Annotated in this window: 19 protein-coding genes; 13 read left to right on the forward strand and 6 right to left on the reverse strand. The window is 57.9% G+C overall.

What is annotated here, in order from left to right; translation table 11 throughout:
* Positions 1 to 64: 64 nt before the first annotated feature.
* Positions 65 to 913, reverse strand: a complete 849-nt coding sequence (alkA, locus tag PGR10_RS07925; RefSeq protein ID WP_430923303.1) for a DNA-3-methyladenine glycosylase 2 — start codon at positions 911 to 913, stop codon at positions 65 to 67.
* Positions 914 to 1,049: 136 nt separating this feature from the next.
* On the opposite strand from alkA, the gene yegD reads away from it, so the two are divergent.
* Positions 1,050 to 2,402, forward strand: coding sequence for a molecular chaperone (gene yegD, locus PGR10_RS07930; protein ID WP_087860657.1), 1,353 nt, complete (start codon positions 1,050 to 1,052; stop codon positions 2,400 to 2,402).
* Positions 2,403 to 2,504: 102 nt separating this feature from the next.
* Here the strand turns inward: yegD and PGR10_RS07935 are convergent, their stop codons facing one another.
* A complete protein-coding gene (locus PGR10_RS07935; RefSeq protein WP_113373696.1) occupies positions 2,505 to 2,564 on the reverse strand; it encodes a type I toxin-antitoxin system Ibs family toxin in 60 nt (19 codons plus the stop codon).
* 253 nt (positions 2,565 to 2,817) lie between these two features.
* Between PGR10_RS07935 and PGR10_RS07940 the strand changes: the two genes are divergently transcribed.
* The 8 genes from PGR10_RS07940 (at position 2,818) to yegS (ending at position 16,507) form a co-directional block, all read left to right on the forward strand.
* Entirely contained in the window at positions 2,818 to 4,062 is a 1,245-nt protein-coding gene (locus tag PGR10_RS07940) for an MdtA/MuxA family multidrug efflux RND transporter periplasmic adaptor subunit (protein WP_430923304.1), read from the forward strand.
* Positions 4,062 to 7,184 carry an MdtB/MuxB family multidrug efflux RND transporter permease subunit gene (locus PGR10_RS07945; RefSeq protein WP_045412844.1) on the forward strand — a complete coding sequence of 1,041 codons (3,123 nt, stop codon included), beginning with the start codon at positions 4,062 to 4,064 and terminating at the stop codon, positions 7,182 to 7,184. The genes PGR10_RS07940 and PGR10_RS07945 overlap by 1 nt, the downstream gene beginning before the upstream one ends.
* Positions 7,185 to 10,262 carry a multidrug efflux RND transporter permease subunit MdtC gene (gene mdtC / locus PGR10_RS07950; RefSeq protein WP_430923305.1) on the forward strand — a complete coding sequence of 1,026 codons (3,078 nt, stop codon included), beginning with the start codon at positions 7,185 to 7,187 and terminating at the stop codon, positions 10,260 to 10,262.
* Between the two features lies 1 nt (position 10,263).
* Complete coding sequence (locus PGR10_RS07955; protein ID WP_113373482.1) at positions 10,264 to 11,679, forward strand: MFS transporter; 1,416 nt, start codon at positions 10,264 to 10,266, stop codon at positions 11,677 to 11,679.
* Positions 11,676 to 13,130 carry a two-component system sensor histidine kinase BaeS gene (gene baeS, locus PGR10_RS07960; RefSeq protein WP_430923306.1) on the forward strand — a complete coding sequence of 485 codons (1,455 nt, stop codon included), beginning with the start codon at positions 11,676 to 11,678 and terminating at the stop codon, positions 13,128 to 13,130. The genes PGR10_RS07955 and baeS overlap by 4 nt, the downstream gene beginning before the upstream one ends.
* Positions 13,127 to 13,849: a two-component system response regulator BaeR gene (gene baeR, locus PGR10_RS07965; protein WP_087860434.1), complete on the forward strand. Its 723-nt coding sequence runs from the start codon at positions 13,127 to 13,129 to the stop codon at positions 13,847 to 13,849. Before baeS ends, baeR begins: the two co-directional genes overlap by 4 nt.
* 145 nt (positions 13,850 to 13,994) lie before the next feature.
* Positions 13,995 to 15,356, forward strand: coding sequence for a tRNA 5-hydroxyuridine modification protein YegQ (yegQ, locus tag PGR10_RS07970; RefSeq protein WP_032714942.1), 1,362 nt, complete (start codon positions 13,995 to 13,997; stop codon positions 15,354 to 15,356).
* A 257-nt stretch (positions 15,357 to 15,613) separates the two neighbouring features.
* Complete coding sequence (yegS, locus tag PGR10_RS07975) at positions 15,614 to 16,507, forward strand: lipid kinase YegS (RefSeq protein ID WP_430923307.1); 894 nt, start codon at positions 15,614 to 15,616, stop codon at positions 16,505 to 16,507.
* A 34-nt stretch (positions 16,508 to 16,541) separates the two neighbouring features.
* On the opposite strand, the gene PGR10_RS07980 is transcribed toward yegS, so the two are convergent.
* The 3 genes from PGR10_RS07980 to dalD all read right to left on the reverse strand — a co-directional run bounded on the left by PGR10_RS07980 (position 16,542) and on the right by dalD (position 20,724).
* Complete coding sequence (locus tag PGR10_RS07980) at positions 16,542 to 17,819, reverse strand: RbtT/DalT/CsbX family MFS transporter (protein WP_430923309.1); 1,278 nt, start codon at positions 17,817 to 17,819, stop codon at positions 16,542 to 16,544.
* A 65-nt stretch (positions 17,820 to 17,884) separates the two neighbouring features.
* Entirely contained in the window at positions 17,885 to 19,348 is a 1,464-nt protein-coding gene (gene xylB, locus PGR10_RS07985) for a xylulokinase (RefSeq protein WP_087859658.1), read from the reverse strand.
* Entirely contained in the window at positions 19,339 to 20,724 is a 1,386-nt protein-coding gene (gene dalD, locus PGR10_RS07990) for a D-arabinitol 4-dehydrogenase (RefSeq protein ID WP_430923311.1), read from the reverse strand. The genes xylB and dalD overlap by 10 nt, the downstream gene beginning before the upstream one ends.
* A 196-nt stretch (positions 20,725 to 20,920) precedes the next feature.
* Here dalD and PGR10_RS07995 point away from each other — a divergent pair, with 196 nt between their 5' ends.
* The gene (locus PGR10_RS07995) at positions 20,921 to 21,862 is read left to right on the forward strand and encodes a sugar-binding transcriptional regulator (RefSeq protein ID WP_113375075.1); all 942 of its coding nucleotides are present in this window, start codon (positions 20,921 to 20,923) and stop codon (positions 21,860 to 21,862) included.
* Between the two features lie 13 nt (positions 21,863 to 21,875).
* Here PGR10_RS07995 and PGR10_RS08000 read toward each other — a convergent pair whose 3' ends face one another.
* The gene (locus PGR10_RS08000; protein WP_430923312.1) at positions 21,876 to 22,889 is read right to left on the reverse strand and encodes a LacI family DNA-binding transcriptional regulator; all 1,014 of its coding nucleotides are present in this window, start codon (positions 22,887 to 22,889) and stop codon (positions 21,876 to 21,878) included.
* Positions 22,890 to 23,177: 288 nt separating this feature from the next.
* Here PGR10_RS08000 and PGR10_RS08005 point away from each other — a divergent pair, with 288 nt between their 5' ends.
* From PGR10_RS08005 to PGR10_RS08015, 3 genes are all read left to right on the forward strand, one after another.
* Positions 23,178 to 23,927 carry an SDR family oxidoreductase gene (locus tag PGR10_RS08005; RefSeq protein ID WP_015365771.1) on the forward strand — a complete coding sequence of 250 codons (750 nt, stop codon included), beginning with the start codon at positions 23,178 to 23,180 and terminating at the stop codon, positions 23,925 to 23,927.
* 32 nt (positions 23,928 to 23,959) lie between these two features.
* Positions 23,960 to 25,567, forward strand: a complete 1,608-nt coding sequence (locus tag PGR10_RS08010; RefSeq protein WP_430923313.1) for an FGGY-family carbohydrate kinase — start codon at positions 23,960 to 23,962, stop codon at positions 25,565 to 25,567.
* 82 nt (positions 25,568 to 25,649) lie between these two features.
* Positions 25,650 to 26,933 carry an RbtT/DalT/CsbX family MFS transporter gene (locus PGR10_RS08015; RefSeq protein WP_430923314.1) on the forward strand — a complete coding sequence of 428 codons (1,284 nt, stop codon included), beginning with the start codon at positions 25,650 to 25,652 and terminating at the stop codon, positions 26,931 to 26,933.
* Positions 26,934 to 26,967 lie beyond the last annotated feature (34 nt).

Raw genomic sequence — 26,967 nt, forward strand, 5'->3', positions numbered from 1 at the left:
CCGTCAAACGCGGCAATTATAGGGATTTCAGGGCGGCGATACCAGTGATATGCGCCCTGTACGCCTATTCCTCGTCCGGCGCCCAGCCTTCGGTGTACCAGATATGCAACAAAGCATAGGAGCGCCAGGGTTGCCAGCGGCTGGCATAACGCGCAATACGCGCAGGCGTCATTCCGGGAAAACGCTGTTTAATCAGATAGTCATCGGGCAGAAAAATATCTTTTGCCTGCCAACCGCGCAGCGCATAGTAATTCGCCGTCCAGCGACCGATGCCCGGCAGACTCTGCAATTGTTTCATGCCGGTTGCCATATCAGCAGGCGCCGTCAACGGCAATTCTCCGCTCAATGCCGCTTTGCCGAGGTGAATTAACGCTTCCGCGCGGCGAAGCGGCATCCCTAACGCCTTAAGCGCCAAAGGGTCGGCTTGCGCTAGTTTCTGTGGTTCGGGAAAAATAACATAACCAGGCGCTTCGCTTAACGCTTCCCCATAGACCGCGGCCACTTTCGCCGTCAGCTTCGCTGCCATCGCTACACTCACCAGTTGACCCAGCACCGCACGCACCGCCTGTTCGAACGCATCCAGCGCCCCCGGCAAGCGAAGTCCTGGTCGCGGCTGCGCCAGTTTGCCTAAGGTTTGCGAAACCTCCTGCGGGTCGCAGGCCAAATCCAACAGTTGCGTTACGCGCGACAGGCACTGGTCTGCTACCGGTAATAGTCCGCGAGAGAGCGTCACCCGGAAACCCTGGCCGCATTCATCCGCTTTAACCGAGATCAATCCACGATGTCCATCGATACTAAAGCTGCGGGTATATTCATCTTCATGGAAGGTTTCAATTCCCGCCACCGCACGCGCGCTGAGAAACGCGAACATCCATTGCCAGTCATAGGGGGGTTGCCAGGGTAATAATGTCATGCACTCTCCTTATTAATCGCAACAAGCATAGATGCTCTGCGCCAGATGCGCCTTGCTTTTAAATTCCAGTTGTCGGCATGGCGGCAATCCGCTAAAGTCGCCCCCCTTCTTCACTGGCATGGGGATTTTTCCGGTTATGTTTATTGGTTTTGACTATGGTACCGCCAACTGTTCGGTCGCCGTTATGCAGGGTGGCAGCCCACGGCTTTTAACGCTGGAAAACGGTAGCCCATTGCTGCCGTCGATGCTTTGCGCCCCGACGCGCGAAGCGGTCAGCGAATGGCTATACCGCCATCACAATGTCCCGGCCGACGGCGCGGAAAACCAGGCGCTGCTACGACGCGCCATTAATTATAACCGTGATGAAGATATCGAAGTCCTCAGCAACAGCGTTCAGTTCGGACTCGCCTCTCTGCATCAATACGTTGACGATCCGGAAGAGGTCTACTTCGTTAAGTCGCCAAAGTCGTTTCTTGGCGCTAATGGTCTTAAACCCCAGCAGGTCGCTTTATTTGAAGATCTGGTCTGCGCGATGATGCTGCATATTAAACAGCAGGCGCAGTCTCAGCTTAGCGAGCAGATTACCCAGGCGGTCATTGGTCGACCGATTAACTTTCAGGGTCTTGGCGGCGATGACGCTAACGCGCAAGCCCAAGGAATCCTTGAGCGGGCAGCGAAACGCGCTGGCTTCAACGATGTCGTGTTTCAGTTTGAACCCGTTGCAGCGGGGTTAGATTTTGAAGCCACGCTCGACGACGAAAAACGCGTGCTGGTCGTCGACATCGGCGGCGGTACCACCGACTGCTCGCTGCTGTTGATGGGGCCACAGTGGCGGCAGAAAGCCGAACGTCAGGATAGCCTGCTCGGCCACAGCGGCTGCCGTATCGGCGGTAACGATCTCGATATCGCCCTGGCCTTCAAATGCCTGATGCCGTTACTCGGCATGGGCGGCGAAACGGAAAAAGGCATCGCGCTGCCGGTACTGCCCTGGTGGAATGCGGTGGCGATTAACGACGTCCCGGCGCAGAGCGATTTTTACAGCGCCGCCAACGGTCGTATGCTTAATGACCTGCTGCGCGACGCTCGCGATGCCGACAAGGTCGCACTGCTGCTTAAAGTCTGGCGACAGCGTCTGAGCTATCGCCTGGTGCGCAGCGCGGAAGAGAGCAAAATCGCCCTTTCCGCGCAGCCGGATTTCAATGCCGAACTGCCGTTTATCAGCGATGAGCTGGCGACCGCTATCAGCCAGCAGGGGCTGGAAGAGGCGCTCAATCAACCACTGGCTCGCATTATGGAGCAGGTAAAGTTAGCGCTGGAAAGCAGTCAAGAAACCCCGGACGTTATCTATCTCACCGGCGGTAGCGCACGATCGCCGTTAATTAAGAAGGCGCTGGCCGCGCAGCTGCCGGGGATACCGATCGCCGGCGGCGATGATTTTGGTTCCGTTACCGCCGGGCTTGCCCGCTGGGCGCAGGTGGTTTTCGCCTGAAACGCGAGCGCCATTCGGTAACCTGAGTTGACTTTGCCGCTTTTTCGTCCTAATTTGCAGGATGAAGGGTAAGGGAGGATTTCTCCTCCCCCTGATACACTGTTAGTAAGTCGGGAAACTTATCAGTAACAGCACTATCAGTATGATGACCAGATTCATCATAACCCTTTCCTTATTTAAGGCCCCTCCCTCAGGAGGGGCTTTCCTGTATTTAGCCTCCGCTAAATCAAGCTGACGTTACCATGCCGCGTCTGACACATTTCTTTTCAGCGTTCGGCTTTGCGATCCTCCTCGTGAAAGCCCGCCAATTCAGACCTTTCCATACGCTCTTTTCATAATTCCTCCATTTTTGCGGGGCGTTCCGTTACTAAACTAGTATCATTCAGCGAAAGCTTCAGGATGAGATAGCAAAACAATGAAAAGCAGTAACACACTTCGTTGGGGAATAGTCCTGACGGTAATTTTGGTGGCGGGAGCCGCCTATTGGTTCTGGCACGATCGTTCCGAAGAGACAACCGCAGGCGCCGCTGGCGCAAGTCAGCAAGGAGCAAAAGCGCCTGCCGGGGCGCGTCACGGGCGTTTTGGGGCAACGCTGGCCCCGGTGCAGGCGGCAACAGCCACCAGCGAAGCCGTCCCCCGCTACCTTACTGGTCTTGGGACCATCACCGCGGCGAATACCGTGACCGTGCGCAGTCGGGTTGACGGCCAGTTACTGAGTATCCATTTCCAGGAAGGTCAGCAGGTCAAAGCCGGCGATCTGCTGGCGCAAATCGATCCCAGCCAGTTCAAGGTGGCGCTGGCCCAGGCGCAGGGGCAGCTTGCCAAAGATAACGCCACCCTCGCAAACGCGCGCCGCGATCTCGCCCGCTATCAACAACTGGTGAAAACCAATCTTATCTCCCGTCAGGAGCTGGATACCCAGCAGTCACTGGTGGTCGAATCCGCCGGTACGGTTAAAGCCGATCAGGCCGCCGTCGCCAGTGCGCAACTGCAGCTGGACTGGACCCGCATCACCGCGCCGATTGACGGGCGCGTGGGCCTGAAGCAGGTCGATATCGGCAACCAAATTTCCAGTGGCGACACCACCGGTATTGTCGTTCTCACGCAAACTCACCCTATCGATTTGGTCTTTACCCTGCCGGAAAGCGATATCGCCACCGTGGTACAGGCGCAGAAAGCTGGTAAAACGCTGAGCGTCGAGGCCTGGGACCGAACCAATAAACAGAAGATCAGTACAGGCAGCCTGCTGAGCCTCGATAACCAAATCGATGCCACTACCGGCACTATTAAGCTTAAGGCCCGCTTTAATAACCTCGATGACGCATTGTTCCCGAATCAGTTCGTCAACGCCAGAATGCTGGTGGATACCGAGCAGGATGCGGTCGTGATCCCCACCGCCGCGCTACAAATGGGCAATGAGGGGCACTTCGTATGGGTGCTGAACAGTGAGAATAAAGTCAGCAAACATACGGTTACGCCGGGTATTCAGGATAGCCAAAAAGTGGTGATTAACGCCGGACTGTCAGCGGGAGACCGGGTGGTGACCGATGGTATCGACCGCCTGACCGAAGGCGCTAAGGTCGAAGTCGTCGATGCTCACAGCGCCGCGCCGGAACAACCTGCCGCCCGCCAGAGTGGTAAAAACGGAGCGGGCGCCTGATGCAAGTCTTACCCCCGAGCAGTACGGGCGGCCCCTCCAGGCTGTTTATTATGCGTCCGGTGGCGACAACGCTACTAATGGTCGCCATTCTGCTGGCCGGGATTATCGGCTATCGCTTCCTGCCGGTCTCCGCGCTGCCGGAAGTTGACTACCCAACCATTCAGGTGGTGACACTCTACCCCGGCGCCAGCCCGGATGTGGTGACGTCATCGATTACCGCGCCGCTGGAACGCCAGTTTGGCCAGATGTCCGGCCTTAAGCAGATGTCCTCGCAAAGTTCGGGCGGCGCGTCGGTCATCACCCTGCAGTTCCAGCTGACCCTGGCGCTGGATGTCGCCGAACAGGAAGTGCAGGCGGCCATCAACGCCGCGACCAATCTGCTGCCGTCTGATTTACCCAACCCGCCGGTTTACAGCAAAGTGAATCCGGCGGATCCGCCGATCATGACCCTGGCCGTCACCTCCAGCGCGATGCCGATGACGCAGGTCGAAGATATGGTGGAAACTCGGGTGGCGCAGAAGATTTCTCAGGTTTCCGGCGTCGGTCTGGTGACGCTTGCCGGCGGCCAGCGTCCTGCGGTACGCGTTAAGCTCAATGCCCAGGCGATCGCCGCGTTAGGTTTGACCAGCGAAACCGTGCGTACCGCTATTACCAGCGCCAACGTGAATTCAGCGAAAGGTAGTCTTGACGGCCCGGCCCGCGCGGTCACCCTTTCCGCCAACGATCAGATGCAGTCGGCAGAAGATTACCGTCGGCTGATTATCGCCTATCAGAACGGCGCGCCGATCCGTCTTGGCGATGTCGCGACCATCGAACAGGGCGCCGAGAACGCCTGGCTGGGGGCGTGGGCCAATAAGCAGCGGGCGATCGTAATGAACGTCCAGCGCCAGCCGGGAGCGAACATCATCGCCACCGCCGACAGCATCCGCCAGATGCTACCGCAACTGACCGAGAGCCTGCCTAAATCCGTTAAGGTACAGGTGCTTTCTGACCGCACCACCAATATTCGCGCGTCGGTCAGCGATACCCAGTTCGAATTGCTGCTGGCCATCGCGCTGGTGGTGATGATCATTTATCTCTTCTTACGCAATGTCCCGGCGACAATCATCCCCGGCGTCGCCGTGCCGCTGTCGCTGGTCGGCACCTTCGCGGTCATGGTGTTCCTCGATTTTTCGATTAACAACCTGACGCTAATGGCATTGACCATCGCTACCGGTTTCGTAGTCGATGACGCCATCGTGGTCATTGAAAACATCTCCCGCTATATCGAAAAAGGTGAAAAACCGCTCGCCGCCGCGCTGAAAGGCGCGGGGGAAATCGGCTTCACGATTATTTCATTAACCTTCTCGCTGATTGCCGTACTGATCCCGCTGCTGTTTATGGGTGATATCGTTGGGCGATTGTTCCGCGAATTCGCCATTACCCTCGCGGTGGCGATTCTGATTTCAGCGGTGGTCTCGCTGACCCTGACGCCAATGATGTGCGCGCGGATGTTAAGCCACGAATCGCTGCGCAAACAAAACCGCTTTTCGCGGGCCAGCGAGCGTTTCTTCGAGCGGGTGATTGCCGTCTATGGCCGCTGGCTAAGCCGGGTACTGAACCACCCATGGCTAACGTTGAGCGTAGCGTTAAGCACCCTGGCGTTATCGATTCTGCTGTGGGTCTTTATCCCGAAAGGCTTCTTCCCAATCCAGGATAACGGCATTATTCAGGGCACCTTACAGGCCCCGCAGTCGGTGTCGTTCGCCAGTATGGCGCAACGCCAGCAGCAGGTATCCGATCTGATTCTGAAAGATCCGGCGGTTGAAAGCCTGACGTCGTTCGTCGGCGTTGATGGCACCAATCCGGCGCTGAACAGCGCGCGTCTGCAGATTAACCTTAAACCACTGGATGAACGCGACGATCGCGTGCAAACGGTCATCAGTCGTCTACAGCAATCGGTGGCAAGCGTCCCTGGTATTGAGCTCTATCTCCAGCCAACGCAGGATCTGACTATCGATACCACAGTCAGCCGAACTCAGTATCAGTTTACCCTGCAGGCTAACTCGCTTGATGCGCTGAGCAACTGGGTGCCGCAATTGCTGTCGCGCCTGCAATCCTTACCCCAGCTTGCCGACGTCAGCAGCGACTGGCAGGATAAAGGGCTCGCGGCTTATATTAATGTCGATCGCGATAGCGCCAGCCGGCTGGGTATTTCCATGGCGGATGTCGATAACGCGCTGTATAACGCCTTTGGCCAACGGCTGATCTCGACAATTTATACCCAGGCCAACCAATATCGCGTGGTACTGGAGCACGACACCCAGGCGACGCCGGGGCTGGCGGCGCTGGATAATATCCGCCTCACCAGCAGCGACGGCGGCATCGTGCCGCTGAAATCCATCGCCAGCGTCGAGCAGCGTTTTACCCCGCTGTCGGTTAACCATCTCGATCAGTTCCCGGTGACCACCATTTCATTCAACGTGCCGGATAACTACTCCCTCGGCGAAGCGGTAGAGGCTATTTTGTCAGCCGAGCAGTCGCTGGATTTCCCAAGCGACATCCGCACCCAGTTCCAGGGCAGTTCCCTCGCGTTCCAGTCGGCGCTCGGTAGCACCGTCTGGCTGGTCGTCGCGGCGGTAGTCGCCATGTATATCGTCCTCGGCGTACTGTACGAAAGCTTCATTCATCCCATCACCATTCTTTCAACCCTGCCGACCGCGGGCGTCGGGGCGCTGCTGGCGCTATGGCTGGCCGGTAGCGAGCTGGACGTGATTGCCATCATCGGCATCATTCTGCTGATTGGTATCGTGAAGAAAAACGCCATCATGATGATTGACTTTGCCCTCGCCGCCGAGCGCGAACAGGGAATGCCGCCGCGCGAAGCCATTTATCAGGCCTGCCTGCTGCGCTTCCGTCCAATTCTGATGACCACCCTCGCCGCCCTGCTCGGCGCGCTGCCCTTGATGCTCAGTACCGGCGTCGGCGCCGAGCTGCGTCGCCCATTGGGGATTGGCATGGTTGGCGGCCTGATGCTCAGCCAGGTACTGACGTTATTCACCACGCCGGTCATTTATCTGCTGTTCGATCGGTTATCGCTGTATATGAAGAGCCGCTTCCCGCGCCGTGAAGAGGAGGCGTAAGTGAAGTTCTTCGCTCTCTTCATTTATCGGCCGGTGGCGACGATTCTTATTTCGCTGGCGATTACCCTATGCGGAGTCCTCGGATTCCGCCTGCTGCCGGTCGCGCCGCTGCCGCAGGTGGATTTCCCGGTGATCATGATTAGCGCCTCGCTGCCCGGCGCCTCGCCGGAAACCATGGCCTCATCGGTGGCAACACCGCTGGAACGCTCGCTGGGGCGCATTGCCGGGGTCAATGAAATGACCTCGTCGAGCTCGCTTGGCAGTACCCGCATCATCATGGAGTTTAATTTCGATCGCGATATTAACGGCGCCGCCCGCGACGTGCAGGCGGCGATTAATGCCGCGCAAAGCCTGCTGCCGAGCGGGATGCCCAGCCGCCCCACGTATCGCAAAGCTAACCCGTCCGATGCGCCGATCATGATCCTGACGCTCACCTCGGATACCTATTCGCAGGGCGAGTTGTACGATTTCGCGTCAACCCAGCTGGCGCAAACCATCGCGCAGATTGACGGCGTCGGCGATGTCGACGTCGGCGGCAGCTCACTGCCGGCGGTGCGCGTCGATCTTAACCCGCAGGCGCTATTTAATCAGGGCGTCTCACTGGATGCCGTGCGCAGCGCCATTGATAACGCCAACGTGCGTCGCCCGCAGGGCGCGCTGGAAGATGAAACCCATCGCTGGCAGGTGCAGACCAATGATGAACTGAAAACCGCGGCGGAATATTTGTCGGTGATCGTCCACTACAACAACGGCGCGGCGGTACGCCTTGGCGACGTGGCAAAAGTGACGGATTCAGTGCAGGATGTGCGTAACGCCGGGATGACGAACGCCAAACCAGCGATCCTGTTAATGATTCGCAAGCTGCCGGAAGCCAACATTATTCAGACGGTCGACAGCATCCGCGCCCGCCTTCCTGAGCTACAGCGTACTATCCCGGCCGCCATTGATTTGCAAATCGCCCAGGATCGTTCGCCCACTATCCGCGCTTCGCTGGAAGAGGTCGAACAAACGCTGGTGATCTCGGTCGCGCTGGTGATTCTGGTGGTCTTTCTGTTTTTGCGCTCCGGGCGCGCAACGCTTATCCCGGCCGTCGCCGTGCCGGTATCGTTAATCGGTACCTTTGCCGCCATGTATTTGTGCGGCTTCAGCCTCAATAATCTGTCGTTAATGGCGCTGACCATCGCCACCGGTTTCGTCGTCGACGACGCCATCGTGGTGCTGGAGAACATTTCCCGCCATCTTGAGGCGGGAATGAAACCGCTGCAGGCCGCGTTACAAGGCAGCCGTGAAGTCGGCTTTACCGTGCTGTCGATGAGCCTGTCGCTGGTGGCGGTGTTCTTACCGCTGCTGCTGATGGGTGGCCTGCCGGGGCGCCTGTTGCGCGAGTTCGCCGTCACGCTATCGGTAGCGATCGGTATTTCGCTCGCCGTGTCGCTCACGCTGACGCCAATGATGTGCGGCTGGCTGCTGAAAAGCGGCAAACCTAATGAGCCAACGCGGAATCGCGGCTTTGGCCGTCTGCTGGTCACTATTCAGGGTGGCTATGGCAAATCGTTAAAATGGGTGCTGAAGCATAGTCGCCTGACTGGCCTGGTACTGCTCGGTACGATGGCGCTCAGCGTGTGGCTGTATATCGCCATTCCGAAAACCTTCTTCCCGGAGCAGGACACCGGGGTGCTGATGGGCGGAATTCAGGCGGATCAGAGTATTTCTTTCCAGGCGATGCGCGGCAAACTGCAGGACTTTATGAAGATCATCCGCGAGGATCCGGCTGTCGATAACGTGACCGGCTTTACCGGCGGCTCGCGGGTGAATAGCGGTATGATGTTTATCACCCTGAAACCACGCGACCAGCGCCACGAAACGGCGCAGCAAATCATCGACCGGCTGCGAAAAAAGCTGGCGAAAGAGCCCGGCGCGAATCTGTTCCTGATGGCGGTGCAGGATATCCGCGTTGGCGGGCGTCAGTCGAACGCCAGCTACCAGTACACCCTGTTATCGGACGATCTGTCGGCGCTGCGTGAATGGGAGCCGAAAATCCGCAAGGCGCTGGCGGCGCTGCCGGAACTGGCCGACGTTAACTCGGACCAACAGGATAACGGCGCGGAGATGGATCTGGTCTACGACCGCGACACCATGTCACGCCTGGGCGTCAGCGTGCAGGATGCCAACAGCCTGTTAAACAACGCTTTCGGCCAGCGGCAAATCTCGACCATCTACCAGCCGCTCAACCAGTACAAAGTGGTAATGGAAGTCGATCCGCTTTATACCCAGGACGTTAGCGCGCTGGAGCATATGTTTGTCATCAGTAAAGACGGGAAACCTATTCCGCTGTCGTATTTCGCCAAATGGCAACCGGCGAACGCGCCGCTTTCGGTCAACCACCAGGGGCTATCGGCCGCCTCGACCATCTCCTTCAACCTGCCGACCGGCAAATCGCTGTCGGAAGCCAGCGACGCCATTGACCGGGCGATGACCCAGCTTGGCGTGCCGTCGAGCGTCCGTGGATCCTTTGCCGGCACCGCGCAGGTATTCCAGCAGACGATGAACTCACAGGTGATCCTGATTATCGCCGCCATCGCTACGGTGTATATCGTGCTGGGGATCCTCTACGAAAGCTACGTGCATCCGTTAACGATCCTCTCCACCCTTCCGTCAGCGGGGGTTGGCGCGCTGCTGGCGCTGGAATTATTTGGCGCCCCATTCAGCCTAATCGCCCTGATAGGGATCATGCTATTAATTGGCATCGTGAAGAAAAACGCCATCATGATGGTCGATTTCGCCCTCGAAGCGCAGCGTACCGGCAATCTGGCGCCGGAAGAAGCCATCTTCCAGGCCTGCCTGCTACGTTTTCGCCCGATCATGATGACCACCCTGGCGGCGCTGTTCGGCGCGCTACCGCTGGTGCTGTCGGGCGGGGATGGTTCAGAGCTGCGGCAGCCGTTGGGGATCACCATCGTCGGCGGTCTGGTCATGAGCCAGCTGCTGACGCTGTACACTACCCCGGTGGTCTATTTGTTCTTTGATCGTCTGCGGCTGCGTTTTACGCGCAAGTCTGCTCAACCGGTAAGCGAATAAGATGACAGATCTGCCCGCCAGCGTACGCTGGCAGTTATGGATTGTGGCCTTCGGCTTCTTTATGCAGTCGCTGGATACCACCATCGTCAACACCGCCCTCCCCTCGATGGCCAAAAGCCTTGGGGAGAGCCCGCTGCACATGCATATGGTGGTGGTCTCGTATGTGCTAACGGTGGCAGTCATGCTACCGGCCAGCGGCTGGCTGGCGGACCGGGTTGGCGTGCGCAATATTTTTTTCAGCGCCATTGTGTTGTTTACCGTCGGCTCGCTGTTCTGCGCCCAGGCAACCACCCTCGATCAGTTGGTGATGTCCCGCGTGCTGCAAGGCGTCGGCGGCGCGATGATGGTACCGGTCGGGCGGCTAACGGTGATGAAAATCGTTCCGCGCGATCAGTATATGGCGGCGATGACCTTCGTCACCCTGCCCGGCCAGGTTGGCCCCCTGCTCGGCCCGGCGCTTGGCGGGGTACTGGTCGAATATGCTTCCTGGCACTGGATTTTCTTGATCAACATCCCGGTTGGCATCATCGGCGCTATCGCCACATTATGCCTGATGCCGAACTACACCCTGCAGACCCGGCGCTTTGATATCCTTGGTTTTATTCTGCTGGCGGTGGGAATGGCCACCCTGACGCTGGCGCTCGACGGTAAAAAAGGGCTCGGTATCTCGCCGCTGCTGCTCGCCGCGCTGGTCGCCGGTGGCCTGATGGCCATAATTTTTTATTTGTGGCACGCCCGCGGCAACGTTAACGCATTGTTCAGCCTCAATCTGTTTCGCAATAAAACCTTCTCGCTCGGTCTTGGCGGCAGCTTTGCCGGGCGTATCGGTAGCGGGATGTTACCGTTTATGACTCCGGTATTCCTGCAAATTGGCCTCGGATTCTCGCCGTTCCACGCCGGGCTGATGATGATCCCGATGGTGCTGGGCAGCATGGGGATGAAACGCATCGTGGTGCAGGTAGTAAACCGCTTTGGCTATCGCCGCGTACTGGTTTTCGCAACCCTCGGCCTGGCGCTGGTGAGTTTATTGTTCATGGCCGTCGCTCTGGCCGGCTGGTACTGGCTGCTGCCGCTGGTGCTGTTTCTGCAGGGTATGATTAACTCCAGCCGTTTCTCATCAATGAATACCCTGACGCTAAAAGACCTGCCTGATGAGTTGGCCAGCAGCGGCAACAGCCTGCTCTCAATGGTTATGCAGCTCTCGATGAGTATCGGCGTGACCATCGCCGGGCTTTTGCTGGGTATGTACGGCCAGCAGCATATCAGCGCCGATGCGCCAGCCGTTCATCAGGTTTTCCTCTACACCTATCTGAGTATGGCGGTGATTATCGCCCTCCCGGCACTTATCTTTTCCCGTGTACCGAACGATGTCGGCAGCAACACCGTCATCCGCCGACGCAAAAGGAGTGAATCGTGAAACTTTGGCGCCCGGGTATCACCGGTAAGCTGTTCCTGGCTATTTTCGCCACCTGTATCGTGCTGCTGATTAGCATGCACTGGGCGGTGCGCATCAGCTTTGAGCGCGGCTTTATCGACTATATAAAACGCGGTAATGAACAGCGATTAACGATGCTCGGCGATGCGCTCAGTGAACAGTACGAGCAGCACGGCGACTGGAAGTTTTTGCGCAATAACGATCGTTTTATCTTCCAGTTACTGCGCACCTTCGAGCGCGATAACGACGACCGCCCACCGGGTGGCCCGGGCCCGCATGGCGAGCCAGGGCCAATGCCCGGGCCTGGCCCGCGGCCCGATATGCCGCCGCACGGCTGGCGCACGCAATTTTGGGTTGTCGATCAACAAGGGCGCGTGCTGGTAGGCCCGCGGGCGCCGGTACCGCAGGACGGCACCCGGCGCAACATTGTCGTCGACGGCGTGACCGTTGGGGCGGTGATCGCCTCGCCGGTCGAGCGGCTCACGCGCAACACGGATATCAATTTCGACCGCCAGCAAAAACGCACCAGTTGGCTGATCGTCGCCCTCGCCACCCTCCTCGCCGCGCTGGCTACTTTCCCGCTGGCCCGCGGGCTGCTGGCGCCGGTCAAACGGCTGGTGGAAGGCACCCATAAGCTGGCGGCGGGCGATTTCTCTACCCGCGTCACGGTCACCGGCGGGGATGAACTGGGTCGTCTGGCGCAGGATTTCAACCAGCTTGCCAGTACGCTTGAGCGTAACCAACAGATGCGCCGCGATTTAATGGCCGATATTTCGCATGAACTCCGCACGCCGTTAGCGGTCCTGCGCGGCGAGCTGGAGGCCATTCAGGACGGAGTGCGTAAATTTACCCCGGATTCGATCTCTTCGCTGCAGGCGGAAGTCGGTACGCTCACCAAGCTGGTGGACGATCTGCATCAGTTGTCGATGTCCGATGAAGGCGCGTTAGCCTACCAGAAAGAGTCGGTGGATTTAATTGCGCTGCTGGAGGTCGCCGCAGGGGCGTTCCGCGAACGTTTCGCCAGCCGCGGGTTGACCATCGGCGTCTCGCTGCCGGATAACGCTGTCGTGTTCGGCGATCGCGATCGGCTGATGCAGTTGTTCAATAACCTGCTGGAAAACAGCCTGCGCTATACCGACCACGGCGGACGCCTGCTGATTAGCGCCAAACAAAACGGCCGCAGATTAATACTCGATTTCGCCGATAGCGGCCCCGGCGTTAGCGACGAGCAGCTGGCGCGGCTGTGCGAGCGTTTTTACCGCACCGAAGGTTCGCGTAACCGCGCCAGCGGTGGATCCGGCCTTGGGCTGGCAATCTGTATGAACATTGTCGCGGCCCACGGCGGCAGCCTGAACGCCAGCCATTCGCCTTTTGGCGGGGTTAGCATTAAAGTAGAATTACCTCTGGAACAGGATTTATCGAGGGACGTATGAGCGAATTACCCATTGATGAAAACACGCCGCGTATTTTAATCGTGGAAGACGAGCCTAAGCTCGGTCAGTTGTTAATCGACTATTTGCAGGCCGCGAGCTATGCGCCAACGCTCATTGCGCATGGCGATCGCGTACTGCCCTATGTCCGCCAGACGCCCCCGCATTTAATCCTGCTGGATTTAATGCTGCCCGGCACCGACGGCCTGACCCTGTGCCGTGAGATCCGCCGTTTTTCCGATGTGCCAATCGTGATGGTCACCGCCAAAATCGAAGAGATCGATCGCCTGCTAGGGTTGGAGATCGGCGCCGACGACTATATCTGCAAACCGTATAGTCCGCGTGAAGTCGTGGCTCGCGTGAAAACGATCCTGCGTCGCTGCAAGCCACAGCGCGTTCTGCAGGCGCTGGATGCGCAAAGCCCGCTTATCGTTGATGAGAGCCGCTTCCAGGCCTCGTGGCGCGAAAAATTGCTGGACCTGACTCCCGCCGAGTTTCGGCTATTAAAAACGCTGTCGCAGGAGCCGGGTAAAGTCTTCTCCCGCGAACAACTGCTCAATCATCTGTACGACGATTATCGCGTGGTGACCGACCGCACCATAGATAGCCATATTAAAAACCTGCGCCGTAAGCTGGAATCGCTGGATGCCGAGCAGTCGTTTATTCGCGCCGTCTACGGCGTCGGCTATCGCTGGGAAGCCGACGCCTGTCGAATGGCTTGATCACCGCGCCTCTTAGCGCAGAGAGGCGCAAAGGTTTACTCCCTCTTTCCACGGCGCTACAATGCCCGCCCTTAATGTGGGGACACTCCCCCGAATCGCCGCACCTGGTGCGGCGAGTCTGACCTGTCATCAGAACGAGAACATCATGTTTAAACCGGAACTCCTTTCCCCGGCGGGAACGCTGAAAAATATGCGTTACGCTTTCGCTTATGGCGCCGATGCGGTCTACGCCGGCCAGCCGCGTTACTCACTGCGCGTGCGCAACAATGAATTTAACCACGAAAACCTGCAGCTCGGCATCAATGAGGCCCACGAGCTGGGGAAAAAATTCTACGTAGTGGTTAACATCGCGCCGCATAACGCCAAGTTGAAAACGTTCATTCGCGATCTCAAACCGGTAGTGGAGATGGGCCCGGACGCGCTGATTATGTCCGATCCTGGTTTAATCATGCTGGTGCGCGAAAACTTCCCTGATATGCCGATACACCTTTCGGTACAGGCTAACGCCGTCAACTGGGCGACGGTGAAATTCTGGCAGCAAATGGGACTAACCCGCGTGATCCTGTCCCGCGAGCTGTCGCTGGACGAGATCGCCGAAATTCGCAGCCAGGTGCCGGAAATGGAAATCGAGATTTTCGTCCATGGCGCGCTGTGCATGGCCTACTCCGGCCGCTGCCTGCTCTCCGGCTATATCAACAAACGTGACCCTAACCAGGGTACCTGCACCAACGCCTGCCGCTGGGAGTACAACGTCCAGGAAGGCAAAGAAGATGATGTGGGTAATATCGTCCACAAGCATGAGCCTATCCCGGTGCAGAACGTTGAACCCACTCTCGGTATCGGCGCGCCAACCGACCAGGTATTTATGATTGAGGAAGCCAAACGTCCGGGCGAGTACATGACCGCCTTCGAAGACGAACACGGCACCTACATCATGAACTCTAAAGATCTGCGCGCAATCGCCCACGTGGAGCGCCTGACCCAGATGGGCGTGCACTCGCTGAAAATTGAAGGCCGCACCAAATCCTTCTACTACTGCGCGCGCACCGCCCAGGTGTACCGTAAAGCGATTGACGACGCCGCCGCCGGTAAACCGTTCGACACCAGCCTGCTGGAGACGCTGGAGGGTCTGGCCCACCGCGGCTATACCGAAGGCTTCCTGCGTCGCCACACCCACGACGACTATCAGAATTATGAATACGGCTATTCGGTTTCCGAACGCCAGCAGTTTGTCGGCGAATTCACCGGCAAGCGTAACGGTAATTTGGCCGAAGTGGCGGTGAAAAATAAGTTCTCGGTCGGCGACAGCCTGGAGGTCATGACTCCGCAAGGCAACGTCAACTTTACGCTCGAACATATGGAGAACGCCAAAGGCGAAGCAATGCCGGTCGCGCCGGGAGACGGTTATATCGTCTGGCTGCCGCTGCCGGAGGATATGGCGCTGGAGTATGGTTTGTTGATGCGTAATTTCAACGGCGAGTCGACGCGCAATCCGCATAAAAATTAGTTTATTGGCGTTATTTTTTCACTATGTATGGATATTAGAATCGGATCACATACCGTTACGTTCGAAGCAGGTATCATCCATTTCGCTGAAAAACATAACCCATAAATGCTAGCTGTACCAGGAACCACCTCCTTAGCCTGCGTAATCTCCCTTACGCGGGCTTATTTTTTATGCATCCCATTTTCCCGACTTTCTTATTCCATGACGCCATTCATGCGATACACTGAGGATGACGACTAAGAATGAGGCGATAAAGGATGACCCAATTTCCAGCCAGCTTATTAATTCTCAACGGTAAAGGCGCAAATGAACCCCAACTGCGCGAAGCCGTTAATCTCCTGCGCGAAGAAAGTATCGAGATACACGTCCGCGTGACCTGGGAGAAAGGCGATGCGATTCGTTTTGTCGAGGAAGCCGAAACGCTCAAGGTGGCGACGGTAATTGCCGGCGGCGGCGATGGCACAATTAATGAAGTCGCCACCGCGCTGGTCCAGCGCGGCAGCAACATGGCGCTGGGAATACTCCCCCTCGGCACAGCCAATGATTTCGCCACCAGCGTCGGCATCCCGCAGGATTTAGCCAGCGCGCTGAAGCTGGCGATAGCCGGTCGCGATGTCCCTATTGATGTGGTTCGCGTTAACAACGAGGCCGGGTTTATCAATATGGCCACTGGCGGCTTTGGTACCCGCATCACCACCGAAACGCCGGAAAAACTAAAAGCCGCGCTCGGTGGTGTCTCATATCTGATTCATGGCCTGACGCGCATGGATACCCTGAAGCCGGACCGCTGCGAAATTCGCGGCGAGAACTTTCACTGGCAGGGCGATGCGCTGGTTATCGGCATCGGCAATGGCCGTCAGGCCGGCGGCGGTCAGCAACTGTGCCCTGAAGCATTAATTAACGACGGGCTACTGCATCTGCGTATTTTTACCGGCGAAGAGTTGCTGCCTGCGCTGTTTAGCACCCTCGCTAATCCCGATAATTCGCCAAACCTGATCGACGGCGTATCGCCGTGGTTTGAAGTCACCGCCGCCCATGAAATGACCTTCAACCTTGATGGCGAACCGCTAAGCGGCAAATCTTTCCGGATGGAAATCCTCGGCGAGGCGCTACGCTGCCGTCTGCCGCCGGACTGTATGCTACTGCGTTAAAACATCAGGGCGGGATATACCCGCCCTGACAACGTTATGAATATTCTACCCCTTCCCTGACGCCGCTTGCCTTACGGGCAAAGCCCGGCTGATCGACGCGAATAAACGGGCACAGACAAAACGCCAGCAGATAGAGCGCGGTATAGGCCACCACCACGCCGATGGTGCTGAAGTGCGGCAGCAGCACCACCGCAATCGCCGGCGCGAGGAAGTTCGACAGCCCGGCCGACAGGTTATAAACCGAAATCGCCGCCCCTTTATGATTTGGCTCCAGCGCCGGGAATACCGCCGCCATCGGCACAAACGCCGCGACGAAAATCCCCAGCGCAATCGCCGGCACCAGCGCCATGGCGAAGTTATGGCCGAAGTGCTGCGGCAGGTAGTAAAACGCCAGGCTCGACAGCGCCATGCCGATGCAGCCGAACCAGCGCACCACTTTCATCCAGCCCATTTTCTCCGCCACAATCCCCCAGAAGACGTTGGAGAAAATGGTGGTGAAGAAGAACGCCGCCCACACCTGCAGCCATTCGGAAGTGGTGAAACCGAGTTCATCGACGAACATCATCGGCATGACCACCGCGAAGCCGAACAGCGACAGGGTGTTGATAATGCGCACGATGCTGGAGAGCATAATGCTGCGGTTGGTGTAGATAAGGGTCACCGCGCGCCCCAGCTCGGAGAACTTCTCGCGGGTGGTGAGATTCTGCATATGGCGCGGGGTTTCGGTGTTACGCAGCGCCGCCAGGGCAATCAGCCCGCCGGTGACACAGAACGCCAGCGCCAGCCACAGGGTGCCCATCTCGCCAATGTGCGGGATGGTGAAGCTCGGGATATAGCTGCCGAACACGCCGATACCGACGGAGTAGACCGCCCAGAACCAGCCCAGCGCCGAGCTGGAGCTGTCGCTGCGGACGTTATGGATAATGGCGACGATAAACGAGTAGAGAAACAGCGGATAGGCCAGGCCGCGGATGCCGTAAAACAGCAGGATTAAGGCGTAGTTGGCGCGACCAAGGCCGAAAACGAGGAACAGAACGTGGAACACGCACCACAGCACAAAACCGATAAACATGGTTTTACGCGGGGTGATGATTTCCGCGACCACGCCGGAGACCCAGGCCGAGAGGGCGGCGGCGAGGCCGTAGAGGGTGAAGGCGAAAGAGGCCTGCGCCGGGCTGAAGCCCAGTTCTTTGATGTAGTGCGAGAGGAAGGCGAGTTCAAAACCGTCGCCGGTCATAAACACGGCGATGGCGACGTATCCCCAGATAAGATTCAGCGGCAGACCCATCCACTGTTTGTGATTAACGGACATGGTGACCTCGTTGTTGTAGGGTGCAGGAGAATCACTCCGGCAGTTTCGCCGGAGCGTCATATGTCTTATTGCTGTCGAAAATGTCGGTCGTTGAGGTACAGAGACTGGAAATGGGCGTAACGCGGCATCAGCGCCTGATGACGCTGCGGATCCGCCTGCCAGGTTTGCCAGATTTCCGGCTTATGGCAAACACTTGCCAACGGTTTGCCCGCCGCCAGGCAGGCCAGCCGCGCCGCTCCGAGCGCGCCGCCGGTTTCCCCACCTTTATGCGTCACCACCGGCATCGCCAGGATATCCGCCAGCAGTTGCGCCCAGAACGGACTGCGGGCGCCGCCGCCAACCAGTGAGCACTGGTCGATACGGGTTCCGCTCTCCTGCAACACGCGCAGGCCGTCAGCAATACCGAAGCTCACTCCCTCCAGCACCGCATATCCCAGTTGAGCGCGCAGGCTGGCATGGGTCATTCCCCAGAACATACCGCGCGCCAGAGGATCGTTATGCGGGGTACGCTCGCCGGAAAGATAAGGCAGGAAGTATGGCGCATTGGCTTTTTCGTCTGCGCTTAACTGGGCAATCTCCTCCAGTAGCGCCACTTCGGTGGTACCGGTCAGACGACAGAACCACTGCAGACAGCTGGCGGCGCTGAGCATCACGCTCATCTGATGCCACAGGTTCGGTAGCACATGACAGAAAGCATGCACCGCCGACTGCGGCGCCGGACGATAGCTGTCGGTGACGACAAACAGCACGCCGGAGGTACCCAGCGAGATAAAAGCGTCTCCCGGCGACACCGCGCCAACGCCAATCGCGCTGACCGCATTATCGCCGCCGCCCCCCGCCACCAGCACCGAAGGATTAAGCCCCCAGCGTTCGGCAATGTCTGCCGCCAGCGTGGCGGAAACGTCGCATCCTTCCACCAGTTCTGGCATTTGTTGCCGCGTCAGGCCGCACTTTTGCAGCAGCGCGTCGGACCAATCGCGTCGCGCGACATCCAGCCACAGGGTGCCGGCGGCATCCGACATATCGGAGACTTTTTTGCCGGTCATCTTGTAGCGCAGAAAATCCTTCGGCAGCAGTACGCAGGCGGTACGGGCAAAATGCTGCGGCTCATGACGCCGCACCCACAGCAGTTTCGGCGCGGTAAACCCCGGCATTGCCAGATTACCAGCCACCTGATGCAGCTCTGGCGCCATCTCTTCAAGCTCGGCGCACTCCTGCGCGCAGCGGGTATCGTTCCATAAAATCGCCGGGCGAATCACTTCGCCGCTGGCATCCAGCAGTACGGCCCCGTGCATCTGCCCGGAAAGGCCGATGGCTTTAATCGCCGACCAATGGCTCGCGCACTTCTCTCGCAGAGTGGCAATCAGATATTCTGTCGCTTCCCACCACGCCTGCGGCGATTGTTCAGACCACTGCGGATGCGGCCGTTGAATGGTCAATGGCGCGCTATGGCTGGCGACGACCGCATTGTTTTCATCCAGCACCAGCGCTTTAACTTCCGAAGTGCCGAGATCGATACCTAAATACATAGCGCCTCCTGCTGGGTCAGCGCGTAGACGGCGGCGATTTGCTCACGCAGCAGCGCGTGGAAATCCGCCGATTCCGCCAGCTCGCCAAACAGGGCTTTATCACCGGCGTACCGGGCGATCGGGTCAGGCGAATTAAACATGGCGTGTACCGCCGATTCATCAAGAATTCCGTCCTGGTACTGATACGGTAAAGCCCCTTTATGCCACTGCTGCATAAAGACGAAGAACAGCGCCGGCAGCATGGCGGTAGCCTGCGGGCGCACGCCACGCTGATAGCACTCCTGTAGGGTTGGGGCGATCATCGCCGGGATTTTTGAAAATCCATCGGCTGCCACCCGCTGGTTGGTGTCCTGGATATACGGGTTGGTAAAACGCTTGAGTACCACGTCGCGGTAGGTTGCCAGGTCGATACCGTTATCGCCCAGACACGGAATCACATCTTCACTGACGTAACGGTCAGCAATAGCGTAGATGGCATCGGTAAGCGTACTCTCGTGAATATATTGCTGCCCCAACAGCGTTCCCGCCCAGGCGATACAGCTATGCGACGCGTTAAGAATGCGGATCTTCGCCTCTTCATAGGGGATAACCGACGCCACCATCTCGACGCCCACCGTCTCAAGCGCCGGGCGCTCAGCGCGGAAATTATCTTCCACAACCCATTGAATAAAGGTTTCGCCCATCACCGGCGCTTTATCATCGATGCCGGTTTGCGCTTTGATACGTGGCGCCAGATCGGCGGCCGGGCGCGGCGTGATACGATCGACCATCGTGTTTGGGCAGGTCGCGTTCACCGCCAGCCAGTCAATAACCTGCTGCTTACCGGTCAGTTGCAGAAATTCCACCAGTCCATCATGGAAACGTTCGCCGTTGTGGCGCACGTTGTCGCAGTTAAGCAGCGTCAGCGGACCCGCATCGTCGGCGATACGTTTTTCAAGAATCCGGGTAATAGTGCCGTATATGGTTTTGCAATCCCCCTGCAAATCGGCCTGCAGATCGGCGTTGCTGGTTTCAAGGCGATGTTGCGTATTGAGGTAATAGCCCCCTTCCGTCACCGTGAAAGCAATGACTTTAGTCTGCGGATTCGCGCCTTCATCAATCAGCGGCTGCAGCCCCGCCTGCCACGGCAGTAATTTTTGAATTGAAGCGATCTCTTCGTATTCGCGCTCCCCTTCCGGGCTCACCGTTTCCAGAACGTAGCGCCCTTTCTGCGCCGCCAGCGCCTGCACCACGTGCTCGGCGTCATTGCGAATATTGCCCGCCGCGATATGCCAGCGCGAATCGCCGGAAACCCGCAGCCGATGCAGGTACCACGCCTGATGCGCGCGATGGAAAGAACCGAGACCAATGTGAAGCCATGTGAATTGCGTATTCATGTTCTGCTCTCCTTGAGGTGATGCGGCTCACTGTAGATGATCATTTGAATCAAATAAGAGCTACGGATCACAAAAGAGCAATTACCCATTAAAATTACAAATGACCAAAATAGAGCAAAAGCTTGCCTGTTTTGAAAACCGCAGCCAAAATGCGGGTATCTGCGCTACTGCGCCCGCGTATTTAAGGCAGGACACCGTGAGTAAAGAAGACGACATCAGGCTGGATCAAAAGGTCCGCGCCGCATGGATGTACTACATTGCCGGTCAGAATCAGAGCGAAATCGCCAGCCATCTTGGCACCTCAAGGCCGGTGGTCCAGCGCCTTATCGCCGCGGCGAAAGAAGAAGGGATTGTGTCGATTGGCTTGCATCATCCGGTGGCGAACTGCCTCGATTATGCGCAGTTGTTGCAGGAAAAGTATCAACTCATCGAGTGCAATATCGTGCCGACCTACAACGAAGAGAGCACGCTGGATAGCGTTTCCTTCGGTTGTTATCAGTTGATGGCCCGCTACCTGCAGAGCGATAACGCCAAAATAATCGGCATTGGTTCTGGATTAACGCTGAAAAAGACCATCCAGCGCATTGATTTCGATAGCCCGAACAGCCGCTGCGTGGCGCTGATTAGCGCAATGAACGATGAGGGAAAATGCAACTACTACGATGATGTGCCGTTGCTGCTGGCGCGGAAAATTCAGGCCAACTACTACCAGTGGCCCGCGCCGCGCTATGCGCAAACCCGTCAGGAACATGAGATGTGGTGCGGCAGCCGCCTGTTCAGCAACGTTTCTGCCGCAGCGCAGCAGGCGGACGTTATTTTCGTCGGTATCGGCCCATTGGGTACCCAAAGCCCGATCTTCAAAGACGGGTTTATTAATAAAGTCCAACTGGATGAACTGACGGCGCGCGGGGGCATCGGCGAGATCCTCGGCCGCTTTATCGATGCCGACGGCTCCGTCGTCGACAGCGAAATTAATCGTCTGATTACCAGCTACGATATCCGCCAAAACCAGTGCCCGCGGATAGCCGTCGCCTGTGGCGAGAACAAGCGCCCGGCGATCCTCGCGGCGTTAAAAGGCGGCTGGATTAACGGCCTGGTGACCGATGAACATACCGCCCGCTGGCTGCTGACGCGCTAGCGCCAGCGGTTTTTCAGGCCAGGTGCTCGCGGCTGCTAATCAGCAGCGGCGGGATCTCTACCCGCTGCTGGCTGGCTTCGCCTGCGTCAATGATATTAAATACCGCTTCCAGCATCGCCGGGACGTTCTGCTGCACCATGTCAATATCGTGACCCAGCAGATAAACAAACGGATCCCAGTCAAAACAGCCCATCGGCGTCTGCTCGACGCCGGTCAGCCCCAACTGCGCCAGCCATCTCACCACCCCTTCCAGCGAGATGGTCGAGTTAACGAAGAAACCCTGCAGATGTTCATCGGCGCTTTTAAAACGCGCCTGCATACAGGCTTCCACTTTGCCTTTTGAATAGCCCGGAGAAAGAATGTTTTCTTCCGGCACGCTCATGCCGCGCGCCGCATGAGCATCGCGAAATCCGCGTAAACGCTCCAGAGTGTTGTGGTCGCTGCTGCGTCCGCCGACAAAATACAGCGGCGCCAGTTTGCCGTGGCGATTGAGACTGTTATCAAGAATTTTATCGGTCAATGCGCGGGCGCCCGCGTAGTTATCGGAGATCACCGACGGCGCGGTGGAGCCCGGCAGGTCAAGGTTGACCGTCGGCACCCCCGCCTGCTGACATAGCTCGGTAATTTTATCCGGATTAGTCGCCCCGGTCGCCACCACCCAGTCCACCTGCCAGGAGAGCATCGCTTTCACCGCTTCGATTTCCAGCTCGGGTCGACGGCGAGTACAGGTAATAATCGGCAGCAGGCCGCGCTCACGCGCCATCTCTTCAAAGCCTTCCGCCACTGAACCAAAATAGCGGTTGTCGTATTTGGGGACAATCATCCCGATGACATGCGATTTTTTACTGCGCAACATGCTGGCCTGGCGATTAATCGCGTAGCCCTGCTCTTGCGCAATGCGCGTCACTTTTTCCGCAAGTTTGGCGCTGATACGGCGTTTTTTCCAGTTGCCATTGAGGATCGCGCTCACCGCGCTTGCCGAAACGCCGGATAATTCCGCCAGATCGTAGATAGTGATTTTTTTCATTTTCCCAACTTGCGTCACAAATTCATTTCGCTGTTAATTTCCCCACTTGCTCAATCGATGAAGCTGGCGCAACATTAGCTTCATCGATTGAGCAACCATGACGCTCGCTAGCGTATACACTCAATACTTGTTCAGACATCAGCAAATTGAAATAAATGGTGCTGATATTCAATAGCTTAACTTAGTTACTCCTGCTCTGACAGGCCAGATTGTTGTAGCAGGTAACCGCTCCTCAACCTCGTCGAGACCAGCTTGGTGAGCAAAACAGACAACATGAAGGATTATAAAATGAACCACTCCGTATCCTCTATGAATACTTCTCTTAGCGGCAAAGTCGCCGCGGTCACCGGCGCCGCTTCCGGCATTGGTCTTGAATGCGCGAAAACCCTGCTTGGCGCGGGCGCGAAGGTGGTTCTGATCGACCGTGAAGGCGAAAAGCTCAACAAGATTGTGGCAGAGCTTGGCGAAAACGCTTTTGCCTTACAGGTCGATCTGATGCAGGGCGAGCAGGTGGATAAGATCATTGACGGCATCCTGCAACTTGCCGGCCGTCTCGATATTTTCCACGCCAACGCTGGCGCTTACATTGGCGGCCCTGTCGCTGAGGGTGACCCGGACGTCTGGGATCGCGTGCTGCACCTCAACACTAACGCCGCCTTCCGCTGCGTGCGTAGCGTGCTGCCGCATATGATCGCGCAAAAATCCGGCGATATTATTTTCACCAGCTCCATCGCCGGCGTGGTGCCGGTTATCTGGGAACCTATCTATACCGCCTCAAAATTCGCCGTACAGGCGTTTGTTCATACCACCCGCCGCCAGGTTTCCCAACACGGCGTCCGCGTCGGCGCGGTACTGCCGGGCCCGGTGGTTACCGCCCTGCTCGATGACTGGCCGAAAGAGAAAATGGAAGAAGCGCTGGCTAACGGTAGCCTGATGCAGCCTATCGAAGTTGCCGAATCGGTGCTGTTTATGGTCACCCGCTCGAAAAACGTCACCGTACGCGACCTGGTTATTCTGCCTAACAGCGTTGATTTATAACCCCTGGTATCGGTGACTAAAAGGACGATTTTATGAATGGCGAGACTCAAACCATTATCGGCGTCGATGTCGGCTCCGGCAGCGTGCGCGCCGGGGTATTTGACCTCAGCGGCGACCTACTGGCCCACGCCACCCGGGAGATCACCCTCTTCCGCAGCGCCGGCAGCGTGGTGGAACAATCCAGCCGCGAAATCTGGCAGGCGGTTTGCGACTGCATCAAACGCGCGGTCGTAAAGGCCGCCGTCTCTCCGCACTCGGTTGCCGGTATCGGCTTCGACGCCACCTGCTCGCTGGTGGTAATCGGGGAGAATGACGCGCCGCTGGCCATCGGGCCCAGCGAAGAGGCAGATCGCAATATTATCGTCTGGATGGATCACCGTGCCACCGAACAGGCGGAACGCATCAATGCCACCCGCCATCCGGTGCTGCAGTACGTCGGCGGGACTATCTCTCCGGAAATGGAAACACCGAAGCTGCTGTGGTTGAAAGAAAACCGCCCGCAGATCTTTGCCGCCGCGCGTCATTTCTTCGACCTAGCCGACTATCTCACCTGGCGCGCGACCGGCGATCTGGCCCGATCCGTCTGTACCGTCACCTGTAAATGGACCTATCTGGCCCATGAAAAACGCTGGGATGCCGATTACTTTCGCCAGATTGGCCTCGCAGAGCTGGCGGATGAAGACTTCGCCCGTATCGGCCAGCGTATCGTCGATCCGGGAACGCCATGTGGTGATGGGTTAACCGCGGCGGCGGCTGAAGAGATGGGCCTGCCTGTCGGTACGCCGGTGGCGGTTGGGATGATCGACGCCCACGCAGGCGGTATCGGCACCGTCGGCGTACTCAACGGCGCGGTGAATAATATGGCCTACGTCTTCGGCACCTCCTCCTGCACCATGACCACCACCGAGAAAGCGGTGTTCGTTCCAGGGGTCTGGGGGCCTTACTATTCGGCGATGGTACCGGGTTACTGGCTGAACGAAGGCGGACAAAGCGCCGCCGGCGCGGCTATCGACCAGTTACTGAGCTTCCATCCGGCAGCGGCAGAAGCGCGTGAACAGGCCAAAGCCGCCGCCGTTCCGCTGCCGGTCTGGCTGGCGGATCGCGTGCTGGCGCAGGTTGCCTCGCCGTCGGAGGCGGTGCAGCTGGCTGATGGACTGCATGTCGTGCCGGAGTTTCTCGGCAATCGCGCGCCGCTTGCCGACCCCCACGCGAAAGCGCTGATTGCCGGGCTGGGGATGGAGCGGGATCTTGATAATCTGACCGCGCTGTACGTCGCCGGATTATGCGGAATTGGCTACGGCCTGCGGCAGATCCTCGATGCCCAACGCGCCTGTGGTATTGAGAACGAAAATATCGTTATCAGCGGCGGCGCGGGTCAGCACCCGCTGGTACGCCAGCTGTTGGCCGACGCCTGCGGCGTGACCGTGGTCGGCACCGCCAGCAGCGAACCCGTATTGCTGGGCTCCGCCATCCTCGGCGCCGTCGCGGGCAACGTCGCCGCCTCGCTACCGGACGCCATGAGGCGGTTCACCAGAGTGGATAAAACCTATCGCAGCGAGACGGCGTTTAGTCCGCTGCATCAACGCAGGTATGAGGCCTACAAAGCGCTACAACAGGCCGGTCGGCTAATCCGCGAATAACATACCTCTTTAATTTAATAACAATAATGCTCCGCTGTTATACAGCGGAGCCGCTCCTCTGCATCCTGAAATCGAGGTTAACATGTCCATTAATAACAAACAGTGGTTCGGTCTGCCGCTGAATCTTATCTGGGGATACGTCGCCATCGCCGTGTTTATGACCGGCGACGGTTTTGAACTCGCCTTCCTCTCGCACTACATCAAAGAACTGGGCTTCAGCCCGGCGCAGGCCTCTTTCGCCTTCACCCTCTACGGCCTCGCCGCCGCCCTCTCGGCCTGGGTCTCCGGCGTGGTCGCGGAAATCATCACCCCGCGTAAAACCATGTTTATCGGTTTCGTGCTGTGGTGCGTGTTCCACGTTCTGTTCCTCGTTTTCGGCCTTGGCCGCGCCAACTATGCCTTAATTCTGCTGTTTTACGGTATCCGCGGTCTGGCCTATCCGCTGTTTCTCTACTCGTTTATCGTCGCCATTATCCATAACGTCCGCAGCGACAGCTCCAGCTCGGCCCTGGGCTGGTTCTGGGCGGTCTACTCCGTCGGTATCGGCGTGTTCGGCAGCTATATCCCGAGCTTCACCATTCCGCACATTGGCGAGATGGGCACCCTGTGGCTGGCGCTGGCGTTCTGTGTCACCGGCGGGCTGATTGCCCTGGCGGCGCTGCGTAACACCGAAACCCCGCGCCATATGCAGAATCTCACCACCCGCGAGAAGTTCTCCGAGCTGGGGCGCGCGGTGACCCTTATCTACACCAACCGCAGCATTATGCTCTCCAGCATCGTGCGCATTATCAACACCCTGTCGCTGTTCGGCTTCGCGGTGGTCATGCCGATGATGTTCGTCGATGAACTCGGTTTCACCACTTCCGAATGGCTGCAGGTGTGGGCGGCGTTCTTCTTCACCACCATCTTCTCCAACGTCTTCTGGGGGATTGTGGCGGAGAAAATGGGCTGGATGAAAGTGGTGCGCTGGTTCGGCTGCATCGGCATGGCGCTGTCGAGCCTGGCGTTTTACTACCTGCCGCAGCACTTCGGCCATAACTTCGCCATGGCGCTGGTGCCGGCGATTGCGCTGGGGATTTTCGTCGCGGCGTTTGTGCCGATGGCGGCGGTATTCCCGGCGCTGGAGCCAAATCATAAAGGGGCGGCGATTTCGGTCTATAACCTGTCGGCCGGGCTGTCGAATTTCCTCGCGCCGGCGATTGCGGTGGTGCTGCTGCCGCACTTCAGCACCATCGGCGTGGTGGTGGCCTATACCGCGCTCTATCTGCTGGCGTTTTGTCTGTGCCCGTTTATTCGCGTTGAGCAGCCCGGTTTTGCTACCAGCGAAGTGGCTGAACCGCTGAACGTTAGCGCAGTAAAATCATAAAAAAACCCCGGAGACCGGGGTAAGTAAAATATCA

This window comes from Klebsiella sp. 141198 (assembly GCF_050600785.1).
Classification (GTDB): domain Bacteria; phylum Pseudomonadota; class Gammaproteobacteria; order Enterobacterales; family Enterobacteriaceae; genus Klebsiella; species Klebsiella aerogenes.